Source organism: Paenibacillus liaoningensis (assembly GCF_059609455.1).
Map to the genome: position 1 here is coordinate 102834 of NZ_JCAALU010000015.1, position 11135 is coordinate 113968.

Sequence of the window (11135 nt, forward strand, 5' to 3'; positions counted from 1 at the left end):
GCATTTCCGCCGTAAGCAGCGGTTGTGGAAGCTTCTTGTTTTTGCTATGAGGCAAGAGGCTAATAGTCCGAGGCTTCCTTTAGTTGAACGGGAGCAGGATGCTTCGGACAAGCGGCAGGCGCTCTCTTTTTCAATGAAGGCTTGGAAGGCCTGTCCGCGCTAACGAGTTAACCGCCCAGCTTGCGCAAGCGCTCGGTTGCCAGCAAATAGTCGCCATCGACATCGATGATCGTTACTCGGTTGTGGCAGCAGGGAAAGACCAGCAGCTTTTTTTTGCCTTGCTGGATGAGCGGGATTTCCTTGGGACGAATCGGGATTAGCACATTGCTGGCCTGGCAAAACGGGCAATCATGTACATAGATGTCATTCATCATGATGTCGTAGGGCCAGGTGTTCTCAAACGGAATCATACAGGCTTGTCTCCTGAAGCTTCATCTTCTGACGGGTTCGCAGCGGCTGTGTTAGCCTCAGCTTCAGCTTTGGCGAGCTCACCGAGCTTTTGCAGCAAAATATGTTTTGGCATATGCATTAAGTGCTCAATCGGGATGCCGAGCTGCTTGGACAGCTTGATTGCGGTATCCGCTGAAATTTGTAAAGGCTGGGACATGGTAGAAATCCTCCAATCTGTATATAATTAAGTTATACACCGCCTCCGAAGAATGCGCAAATGAAAAGCGAATCTTACGGGCGGTTTTTAATGAAATATAAGCATTAATAAGTTTCACACCTATAAATAGGCTTATATTTCACCCTTGAAACGACAGCTTTGCCGCCGAAGGACCGCTTCAGCCGTTTACGCTTGAAATATAGGAAAGTATATGATTTTCTCATCCTTTCTCTATATTTCTCGGACTGAAACGCGCTGCGCCACCAAAGGACGGCGATAGCCGTTTCACCTTGGTTGATTTAGTCGTTAAGGAAGATTGGGCTAGGAGAGGAGATAGACGGATGTCAGTTGGTCATTATTCATTAACATGGAATTTGGAATCGATTTATGCAGGAGGAGCGGGCTCGGAGGCTTTTGCAGCGGAGCTGGCTGCGGTGCAGCAGGAACTGTCGGAGCTAGAAGGACTGCTTGCAGCACCGCAGGAGGGAGCCGCTTATTTAAACAGGGCAACGGAGCTTGTGCAGTCGGTTTTGCTGCGGATGCGCCAGTCGGATTCATTCGTAGCTTGTTTGACCGCGCAAAATATGAAGGACAAAGCTGCAACCGCCTTGAATGATCGCATCAAGACGCTGAATGCGGCCTTCCAAGGCGCGTTGACGCGCTATGATAATGTGCTGCGCAGCGTTGATGATGCAAGCTGGACAGCATGGATCAGCGAGGGACCAGCGGCTGAGATTGCATTCAGCTTGACGGAGCGCCGCGAGCAAGCGAAGGAGAAGCTGTCTCCAGAGCTGGAGTCTTTAATCGAAGATATGGCGGTAGACGGCTATCATGGCTGGGGAGATTTGTACAATCTCGTCGTATCGCGGGCGAAATTTAATGATATCGGCGCGGATGGCGAGAAGCGCGAGCTGTCGGCAGGGCAGATGTTCAATAAGCTGTCAGCGAGTGACCGTTCGGTGCGGCAGGCGGCTTTTGCCGAGTGGGAACGGGAATGGGGCGAGCAGGCTGATCTGTGCGCAGACGCCTTGAACCGGATTTCCGGCTTCCGCCTGAAATTGTATGGCAAGCGGGGCTGGGACTCAGCGCTCAAGGAGCCGCTGCAAATGAACCGGATGAGCGAGAAGACGATCGGGGCCATGTGGTCGGCGATCAACGAGGGCAAGCCGGAGTTGGTTAAATATATGCAGCGCAAAGCGAAGCTGCTTGGTGTCGAGCAAATGGATTGGCACGATATGTACGCGTCCATCGGTACGGCAGAGAAGGTCGTCAGCTATGACGAGGGCGCGGCGCAAATTTTAGAGCAGTTTGCGAAGTTCAGCCCGGAGCTGGCCGCTTTTTCAGAAAAAGCATTTGTAGACCAATGGATCGAGGTCGAGGATCGTCCGGGCAAGCGTCCTGGCGGCTTCTGTACATCATTGCCGAAAAGCAAAGAGACAAGAATTTTTATGACGTATTCGGGTACCGCATCGAATGTGTCGACACTTGCGCATGAGCTGGGACATGCTTACCATCAGCATGTGATGAATGATTTGCCAGCCTATTCGCAGGAATATGCGATGAATGTGGCCGAAACAGCCTCGACGTTCGCAGAGCTGATCGTATCGGATTCCGCGCTTAAGGCTGCTACGGACAAGGATGAGAAAATCGCTCTGCTGGAAGAAAAATTGAGCAGCGCGGTATCCTTTTTCATGGATATCCATGCGCGGTTTTTGTTCGAGACTCGTTTCTATGAGCGTCGTGCCGAAGGCATGCTGACCGTAGAGGAGCTCAACAAGCTGATGGAGGAAGCGCAGCGTGAAGCGTTCTGCGGCGCATTCGGACAGGTGCACCCGCTGTTCTGGGCTTCAAAGCTGCATTTCTACTTCACGGATGTGCCATTCTACAACTTCCCGTATACGTTCGGCTACTTGTTCAGCGCAGGCATTTACGCACGGGCCGTGAAGGAAGGGGCAGCTTTTGCTGACCGCTATGTGGCGCTGCTGCAAGATACCGGCCGCATGACGGTTGAGGATTTGGCGCAAAAGCATTTGGGCGTCAATTTGGAGGAGCCTGATTTCTGGCGGGAGGCGGTCGCTTTGACGACTGCCGATGTCAAGCTGTTCCTAGAGATGACTGAGGAATAACGTAGTTCGCTTATTAATAGAAGAAAAGAAGCCAGCAGAGCCGGGAAAAGCTTCCCTAGCCCTGCTGGCTTCTTAGGTTTAGGTTATAATTTAGGTTTCCTCGCCAATGAGCTGCTTCAGGAGCTTTTGATCTGCTTCGTTGAAAGCTGATCCAAGGTTTGTCTCTGCAGGGCGCATGATGCTCGTTTGGTGTTCGTTGTTGATTTGGATTAGATGCTGGTCTTCATGAACGTCCAAGGCTACTGAGGCGGGGGAGCCTGCTAGCAGAACGATTCTCGAACCAAGCCGTAAAGCTTCATCGCAGTCATGGGTGACGAGGAGCACGGTGGGCTTGTCCTTGTCCCACAGCTTGAGCAGAAGCTGCTGCATGTTGAGCCTTGCGGCTGGATCAAGACTTTGAAACGGCTCATCCATCAGCAGCAAATCAGGGCTGGCAGCGAATGCCCGCACGAGCGAAACACGCTGCCGCATGCCGCCACTGAGCTGGCGGGGGTAGTGATGGATGGCAGCCGCAAGTCCTGCTTCGCGAAGCAGCTCAATGACCTTATCGCGCGTGCAGCTGTTTTTAGCAGGCTTGGCGCTGTTTGGGCCTAGCACCCAAAGTACATTTTCGAGCACCGTTTTGCCGGGCAGCAAACGTGGCTCTTGGAAAACGCAGCTAATGCGGTGCTTGTTAATGCTGCTGTTGCGAATCACCCGGCCCTGCTCGGGCTTCTCCAAGCCTGCTGCACAGCGAAGAAGCGATGTTTTGCCAATGCCGGAGGCGCCCATCAGGCAGGTTGTTTTTCCCTCGTCCAATTGCAGGGAAAAATCTTGGAAAACGGTTTTGCCGCCAAAGGTCAGCTTGATGTTATCGAATTGCATCAGCGTTTCTCCTTCTAGATCATGTTAATCGGCAGCTGCCGGTTCTTTGCGATGGAGCAGCTTTCGTGCGATCTGCTCCATTGATAGGCCGAGCAGGGCAATGATGAGCGTCCATGCCATAACGTCCGGTATTTCCAAATAAATTCGCGCCGTATTCATCGACGCGCCGATCCCCGTATGACCGCTAATAAGCTCCGCCATGACAACCGTTTTCCAGCCCATACCGAGATTGACCATAACAGCGGCCGACCAGAAGGGCTTCAATGCGGGCATATAAATGCCGGCAATTCGTTTGCCTGCGCCTACTTGGTACACAGCGGCCATTTCCAGCAGCTCGCGCGGAGCCTGCCTGACCCCTTCGACCGTATTGAAAAAGAAAACAGGAACAAGCGCAATCGTGACGATTAGCACCTGTGCCCCGCCATTCGTGCCCAGCCACATGATGGCTAACAGCATCCAAGACACAGGCGGTACCGCCTGAAGCAGTGAAATGGCGGGGCGAATATATGCCTGTACGCTGTCCCGCCATCCGGCAGCCACGCCTAGTCCGGCTCCAAGCAGGAAGGCGAGCGCGAAGCCTGCGGCAAAACGGGCGATGGTCCGCTTCAGCGGCTCCCACAGCGCTCCTTCGGCAACGAGTGCTGCCAATGCTTGCAGCGTTTCGATGGGACCGGGCAAAATGACCGGCGGATACAAACGCGCCGCCCCCGCCCAAACGAGCAGCAGGAGCAATGCGGCGCTTATTGGCCGCAAGCCATTACGGCGCGTAGTAGAAGCCATCATCCGGCAGCTTGCCCCCGACCGACTCTGGCGCCATTTTCAGCAATATATCGAAGTAGCGATCCGTTTCTTGACGTGATTCCGCAGCTGTCTTGAAGGAAAGTGTAATTTTGCCCATGGCCTGCGTCAAAACAGCTTCCGGCATGCCGAAGGCTTCGGCAGCCGCAGTTAAATTAGCGCCTGGCTGAATGGCTTCCTCGAGCGCTGCTTTATACTGGCTTTGGAAGGCGGCAATTGCTTCTTTATTGGTTTTGGCCCATTCGCTATTCACGAATACGCCGGTTTGCGGCAAGCTTTCGCCAAATGCTTTTTGCCATTCCGCATCATAATCGACCACCTCGGACAGCTTGCCTTCCAGCTTCATGCGCAGTCCGCTAAGGACTGGCTCCGGCAGCACGGCATGCTTGATCGTACCCGCAGCAAGCTGCTGCATCATATCCGGAATCGTCGAATAGGCGAGCTCAATATCCGAAGCAAGTGCTGCTTCGCTAATCAAATATTTCGTCAAGGTGTCGGGAGGGCCGCCTTGGCCGGGAATATAGACGGTTTCGCCTGCAAGATCGGCGAGCGTTTGTTTTTCCGTATCCGTCGATATGAGGTACATGGAGCCCCATGTATTGACTTGAATGAGCTGAACCGGCAAGCCTTTGGCATAAAGATTGCTGCCCACATTAAGCGGAGCTGCAATAAAGGCGGCATCGCCGTTTTGGACGCGGGCGAGCAACTGCTCAATCGTATCCCAAGTTTCTATTTTAAGCGCAATCGTATCCGCAGGCTTGTCTGCTGCAAGAAGTGCTGGAATGAGCGAAGGCGCCTTTGGCGTTAGAAAAGTGACAGCCTGTGCTTCCTGTGCTGCTGTTGCTGTTGCCTGCTGCTGTGCAGCGGTTTCTGCCGATGTTTCCGCTGACGCCGTTGCATTCGAAGCAGGGCTTGAAGCCTGGGGCTCCTTCTCGCTGCTGGAACAGCCGGCAATAATCATGGATACAGCAAGTGTCCCTGCCATTAGCAGCCTGCTGATCTGGTGACGAAATGTACCCATTCGTTTGTCCAACTCCTTAAGTGTTTGTGTGGTTTTGTTAAGAATCATTCTCAATTATAGAGGGTGGAGGAGAATGCACCATCCCATAAATGTGGGATTCACTTGCGCCTGAGGGGCAAGGGGCGTCATATAGGGGTCATTTTTCTCTAAAAGGGGATTTATGAGCATTATATCGTTCTCTTTCATCTGCTATCAGAAACACTAATAGGTTTATGACGTCTTATATATTGTGCATCATATTTATATGTGTTATATTAATTGCGGATAATGACCATTCAATATGATGACTATCTTATAGATAGATATGGTCGAGAGGGGGAGAGAACGTTATACAGCTATCATCCAGGCAGTTAGAGCTTATTGAGCTGGTAAAGAAGCATGCGCCTGTTACCGGAGAGCAACTTGCAGATTATATAGGCGTGAGCCGTCCTACTCTGCGCTCGGATTTTTCGCTGCTCGTGATGCTGGGGCTTCTTGATGCCAAGCCGAAAGTCGGTTATTTCCTAGGCAATGCCTACCGCGGCGTGGACAATTCGGAAACGAGGCAGCGCTTTGATCATATGAAGGTTGCCGAAATACAAGGAGTACCAGTGAACATACCGGATACGCTTTCCGTTCATGATGCTGTAATCACTCTGTTTACCGAAAATGCGGATACGCTGCTGATTGTTAATGAAGAGAAAAAATTTGTCGGCATCGTAACGCCCAAGGATTTGCTGAAAATTACGCTAGGCAATGCGGGAGCTGCATCCATTCCTGTAAGCATGGTTATGACGCGTTTTCCGAATATCGTGACGCTTTCCAGTGATGATTCGGTGGCGGATGCGATTCGCAAAATGATTTTACATCAAGTGGACTGTTTGCCGGTTATTACGTCGGTGGACGAGTCCGGTCAAGGTCCCGAGGTTACCGGTTGGGTGTCCAAATCCAATATTATTCGTCTGATGTCGGACATCGCAGCAGCAGAGGAACTGGGGGAACAAGGTTTATGACAGAAGAAATCATATACGTGTGCTCCGATGCGGTGGGCGAGACAGCAGAGGCAGTGGCGAAAGCAACGCTGCGGCAGTTTTCTTCGGAGCATGTCAAAATTAAACGTTATGGCCATATGAAGACGGAGGACGAGGTTATTCAGGTTGTTGCTGAAGCAGCCCGCACAGGCGGCTTTATCAGCTATACCCTCGTACAGCCGGAGCTGCGCGAGCTCATGAAGGAAGAAGCTTTACGCTGGGGTGTACGCGCAGTCGATGTGATGGGGCCGATGATGCAAGCCTACGTGGATACCTTTGGCAGCTTTCCGAAGCGCAAGCCAGGCCTGCTCCATTCAATGGATGATGAATATTATCGCCGTATGGAAGCGATTGAGTTTGCGGTTAAATACGATGATGGCAAAGATGCAAGAGGATTTATACAGGCCCAAGTGGTGCTGATTGGGGCATCGCGGACGTCGAAGACGCCGCTTAGCGTATTCTTGTCCCACAAAGGCATTAAGGCAGCGAATTTGCCGCTGATGCCCGAGGTGAAGCCGCCTGCTGAGTTGTATCCGCTGCCAGGCCGCCTTATTGTCGGCTTGACGATGCAGCCAGAACAACTGCTGCACATTCGCTCTGAGCGTCTGAAGACGCTGGGCTTGCCGGGTTCGGCCCAATACGCTTCCATGGAACGCATCATGGAGGAGCTTAATCATGCGTCACGCGTCATGGAGGAGCTTGGCTGTCCTGTCATCGATGTAACGAGCCGGGCTATTGAGGAAACAGCTGGCATTATTATAGAAATGATGAACAGCTAGCAGCGCAGCCTTTTTTCCACCACACTTCCAGGGTTGCTGTGCGAAGAGGTATAGATGACGAAAAGTTGGCAATACGAAGGAGAGGGAGATTACAGATGCTGGAACGCGAATTATCTTTGGAGCTTATACGAGTAACGGAGCTTGCCGCACTTGCGGCTTCTCCTTGGATGGGACGCGGTGACAAGCATAGCGCAGACGGCGCGGCAACGGAAGCGATGCGCAGCATGTTCGACACCGTATCGATCCGTGGAACCGTTGTAATTGGCGAAGGCGAAATGGATGAGGCGCCGATGCTGTATATCGGAGAGCAGGTCGGCAGCATGAACGGTCCTGAGGTTGACGTGGCAGTAGACCCGCTGGAGGGAACTGAAATCGTTGCCAAAGGATTGAATAATGCGATGGCTGTCCTTGCTGTAGCGCCGAAGGGCCAATTGCTGCATGCGCCTGACATGTATATGGAGAAGCTCGCAGTGGGCCCTGCACTTGCTGGGAAGCTGTCGCTGCGCGATCCGATCGTGACAACGCTTGAAAAAGCGGCCCTCGCCCTTGATAAGCCAGTATCTGACCTCACCGTCATGATTCTCGACAGAGAGCGTCATGCAGATACCATTCTAGAGCTGCGCAAAGCAGGCGTGCGAATCAAGTTTCTGTCAGATGGAGACGTAGCGGGCGCGATGGCACCGTCCTTTCCTGAAGCGGGTATTGATTTGTATGTAGGCTCTGGCGGCGCGCCTGAGGGTGTGCTGGCAGCTGCCGCACTTAAATGTCTGGGCGGAGAAATTCAAGGCCGTCTCATGCCGGAAAATGAAGAGCAGTATGAGCGCTGCATTTCTATGGGGCTGTCTGATCCTCGCAAAATTTTGTATATCAACGATATGGTCGGCACGGATGATGTGATTTTCGCTGCTACTGGCGTAACACCAGGCGAATTTATGGGCGGTGTTCGTTATTTGCCCGATCAGCGGGCGGAAACACATTCCATCGTCATGCGGGCCAAAACACGTACAATCCGTTACGTGAAGTCGCTTCATTACTTACCGAACAAACCGCTTTTGCGATAGGGTGCTTTGATGAAAATGGAATTTTTTGCTGAAAATGATAGGTTTGCCTTTGATGTTCGCAGAAGCATTTTGCTTAGTGCTTATATGGAGCAGTGGGGCATGCCCGAATATCGGGTAATCATGTCCAAGATGGAGAGCGGCGTCTATATTGAAATGTACCTTTTTCCTGATAGGGGAGGAGTTTCAAGATTTGTGACAATTGGCTTGTCCAATACGGTTTACAAGTCCGGGCAGCCCGCAGCCTGTGAATGGATGATGGCTCTTCCATCGGATTTGGGCGGAGAGAAGGCAGATCGGATTTTTAATTATTTTGCCGATTTAATCGCTCATCATATTGAAAGCGCCACCGACTTGTCCGTACCTCTCGTCATGGGCTCAAGTGCTTTAGCGCCGGAGAACTGGCATGCGAAAGCTTTGTTGCTTGATGAGCTGCGCGGTGAAAGCGATAGCTTGGAGGAGCTGCAGGTCGGCAGCGAAGTTTTTCCACTCTTATGGGCCGTTCCGATTACCGAAAAAGAAGCAGCGATCATTTTGGAAAAAGGAATTGAGGATTTCGACGAAATCTTTGAAAAGTCAGATTATTCTATAATTGATCCTTGCCGTCCGTAATCTAGCATTAGATCAGACAGGAAATGAAATGGATAATAACAGTTTAGAATAGAAGAGAGGAAGTTAGCGTATGAGTCGTACTTTTGTAATGGTGAAACCAGATGGGGTTAAACGCGGCCTAATTGGCCATATCGTAGCAAAGTTTGAGGGAAAAGGGTTTGAGATTGTGCAGGCCAAGCTGATGAATGTAGATGTTGCCCTTGCCAAGCAGCATTATGTGGAGCATGTGGAAAAGCCATTTTTCGGCGAATTGGTAGATTTCATTACTTCCGGCAAAGTGTTTGCGATGATTTTGGAAGGACCGGATGCGGTGCAAAATGCAAGAAACATCATTGGCAAAACCAATCCGAAGGAAGCCCAGCCCGGAACGATTCGCGGCGATTATGCGTTAACCGTAGAAAGCAACATCATACATGGCTCTGACTCAGATGAAAGCGCTGCTCGCGAAATTAGATTATTTTTTCAACAATAGAGATGACGGATATCGGCATTGAGAAGTTTCTCGCCGACTATCGAAGCTCGCAAGCGAAATAAGCTGCTCGCTGTCTTTGTATTAGTGCAAGCCGCCGGTCATGGTTCATGGCCTGGCGGCTTTCCTTTTGCCGCTAACCCGCTCCCTAATGTATGATAGAAGCAGATGGAATAGGATGCGCTTGAAAGCAGCGCGAATAGAGAAAAAGGGGAAAACAAGGAGGCTATTAGAGATGGAGATCAGAGCACTGGAAGCCAAACATTTTGAGGAAAGATTGAAGCTGTCCGAATATGCCTTTCAATTTAAGCTTTCACCTAGCCAGCGGGAGCAGGACGAGCAAAAATTCCGCCCGGAGCAGGAGCTGGGCGCATTCGATGAGCAAGGGCAGCTTCTCTCGGCACTTACTTTGCTGCCGCTCGAAATATGGGTGCAAGGCAAGCCGTTCGCTATGGGCGGGCTTGCGGGAGTTGCGACATGGCCGGAGGCGAGAAGGCTTGGCTGTGTAAGCGAATTATTGAAACGGTCGCTTGAGTTAATGAAGGGTGCGGGGCAGACGGTAAGCATGCTGCATCCGTTTGCGTTTGCCTTCTATCGAAAATTCGGCTGGGAGATGACGGTGGAGCGCAAGGCGTATACGATCGCAGCGGGCCAGCTTCCTCTGCGTAAAGCGACAAGCGGACGAATTCAGCGGCTGGCAGAGGTGGATAGTGCGCTGCTGGATCAGGTGTACGCCAAGTTTGTATCGCGGTATACAGGAACGCTTGTTAGAACATCCGAGTGGTGGGCTCAACGGATACTCAACAAGCCGGGTCATACAGCCGTATATTATAATGCGGCCGATGAGATGGCAGGATATGTGAGCTATCAAATCGAAAACCGTAAAATGACGATTCACGAGCTGGCTGTACCAACAGAGGAAGCTCGCACTGCGATTTGGACATTCATTAGCAATCATGACTCCATGCTGGATGAAGTTACTGTGACGGTGGCAAATGATGATCCACTGCCATTTCTGCTGCCGGACCCGAGAATCAAGCAGGAGCTGCAGTCTTATTTTATGACGCGGATTGTGGATGCGGAAGCTTTCGTGAGCCAGTATCCTTTCGCTTCGTGCGAGCAGGAAGAGGCATTGGAGCTTGTCATTACAGATGCGCACGCCGAATGGAACAACGGCCAATTCCGGTTAGCATTCGATGCAGCCGGGGCGGCACGTTTGACGAGAACTGGCGAAGAACAGCCGGGCAGTAAGCAAGCGCAGGCTGTTCCTCAGCTAGCCTTGGATATTCAGACCCTGTCAGCACTGCTGCTTGGTGGCCGTAAAGCCTCCTGGCTTGCAGAAGCGGGACGGATAACGGGTGATGCGGAAGCTGCTGCGCTGCTCGAACGCCGGATACCGCAGCATAAGACGTTTTTGATGGACTTTTTTTAAGAGGAGTACCGCAGCATTTGCCATAGTTAGGACAGCAAGCAGGGTATGGGACGATATTCGTTCCCATGCCCTGTTTTTTGACATGGATAATTATAAGCCTTCATTAATAAATAGGAGACGTGGCGATCAGATCAGGGGTCAATATATAGGTATGGTTAGCGCTGCTTCCACACGGTTATTCCCATCTACCTCTTTTGGCCGAAGCCATTAGTCTCAGGACCTTCTATCTACTTTTATATACATATTGTATCGAATTTTGTCTGCAAATCTACCTCGCTATATTTCAGGCTTTTCCTCGTCTCCCCTTCAGGAATAAATGTATAATTTCCGCATATAAGTTAGTTTGATTTATGAAAAAG

12 protein-coding genes are annotated in these 11135 nt (G+C 51.4%); 7 read left to right on the forward strand and 5 right to left on the reverse strand.

What is annotated here, in order from left to right:
* Nucleotides 1-167 precede the first annotated feature (167 nt).
* Together AC6B99_RS23210 and AC6B99_RS23215 are read right to left on the reverse strand one after the other, a co-directional pair.
* A complete protein-coding gene (locus tag AC6B99_RS23210) occupies nt 168-410 on the reverse strand; it encodes a hypothetical protein (protein ID WP_099519088.1) in 243 nt (80 codons plus the stop codon).
* Complete coding sequence (locus AC6B99_RS23215) at nt 407-607, reverse strand: YycC family protein (RefSeq protein ID WP_494879464.1); 201 nt, start codon at nt 605-607, stop codon at nt 407-409. Before AC6B99_RS23215 ends, AC6B99_RS23210 begins: the two co-directional genes overlap by 4 nt.
* Nucleotides 608-948: 341 nt before the next feature.
* Here AC6B99_RS23215 and AC6B99_RS23220 point away from each other — a divergent pair, with 341 nt between their 5' ends.
* Nucleotides 949-2733: a M3 family oligoendopeptidase gene (locus tag AC6B99_RS23220; protein WP_496664342.1), complete on the forward strand. Its 1785-nt coding sequence runs from the start codon at nt 949-951 to the stop codon at nt 2731-2733.
* A 90-nt stretch (nt 2734-2823) separates the two neighbouring features.
* Here the strand turns inward: AC6B99_RS23220 and AC6B99_RS23225 are convergent, their stop codons facing one another.
* From AC6B99_RS23225 to AC6B99_RS23235, 3 genes are read right to left on the reverse strand one after another with little or no spacing between them, the layout of a single operon-like run.
* Nucleotides 2824-3597, reverse strand: coding sequence for an ABC transporter ATP-binding protein (locus tag AC6B99_RS23225; protein WP_496664343.1), 774 nt, complete (start codon nt 3595-3597; stop codon nt 2824-2826).
* A gap of 24 nt (nt 3598-3621) precedes the next feature.
* Nucleotides 3622-4380, reverse strand: coding sequence for an ABC transporter permease (locus AC6B99_RS23230; protein ID WP_496664344.1), 759 nt, complete (start codon nt 4378-4380; stop codon nt 3622-3624).
* Nucleotides 4355-5416, reverse strand: coding sequence for an ABC transporter substrate-binding protein (locus tag AC6B99_RS23235; protein WP_494863141.1), 1062 nt, complete (start codon nt 5414-5416; stop codon nt 4355-4357). Before AC6B99_RS23235 ends, AC6B99_RS23230 begins: the two co-directional genes overlap by 26 nt.
* A 329-nt stretch (nt 5417-5745) precedes the next feature.
* Between AC6B99_RS23235 and AC6B99_RS23240 the strand changes: the two genes are divergently transcribed.
* The 6 genes from AC6B99_RS23240 to AC6B99_RS23265 all read left to right on the forward strand — a co-directional run bounded on the left by AC6B99_RS23240 (nt 5746) and on the right by AC6B99_RS23265 (nt 10776).
* Nucleotides 5746-6408, forward strand: coding sequence for a CBS domain-containing protein (locus AC6B99_RS23240; RefSeq protein ID WP_081419067.1), 663 nt, complete (start codon nt 5746-5748; stop codon nt 6406-6408).
* Nucleotides 6405-7205, forward strand: coding sequence for a pyruvate, water dikinase regulatory protein (locus AC6B99_RS23245; RefSeq protein WP_056041279.1), 801 nt, complete (start codon nt 6405-6407; stop codon nt 7203-7205). The genes AC6B99_RS23240 and AC6B99_RS23245 overlap by 4 nt, the downstream gene beginning before the upstream one ends.
* Before the next feature lie 98 nt (nt 7206-7303).
* Entirely contained in the window at nt 7304-8266 is a 963-nt protein-coding gene (glpX, locus tag AC6B99_RS23250; protein ID WP_056041492.1) for a class II fructose-bisphosphatase, read from the forward strand.
* 9 nt (nt 8267-8275) lie between these two features.
* Nucleotides 8276-8875 carry a suppressor of fused domain protein gene (locus tag AC6B99_RS23255; RefSeq protein ID WP_155973482.1) on the forward strand — a complete coding sequence of 200 codons (600 nt, stop codon included), beginning with the start codon at nt 8276-8278 and terminating at the stop codon, nt 8873-8875.
* 70 nt (nt 8876-8945) lie between these two features.
* The gene (gene ndk, locus AC6B99_RS23260; protein WP_099519096.1) at nt 8946-9347 is read left to right on the forward strand and encodes a nucleoside-diphosphate kinase; all 402 of its coding nucleotides are present in this window, start codon (nt 8946-8948) and stop codon (nt 9345-9347) included.
* A gap of 232 nt (nt 9348-9579) precedes the next feature.
* On the forward strand, nt 9580-10776 hold the full coding sequence (locus AC6B99_RS23265; RefSeq protein ID WP_496664345.1) for a GNAT family N-acetyltransferase: 1197 nt from the start codon (nt 9580-9582) through the stop codon (nt 10774-10776).
* Nucleotides 10777-11135: the final 359 nt, after the last annotated feature.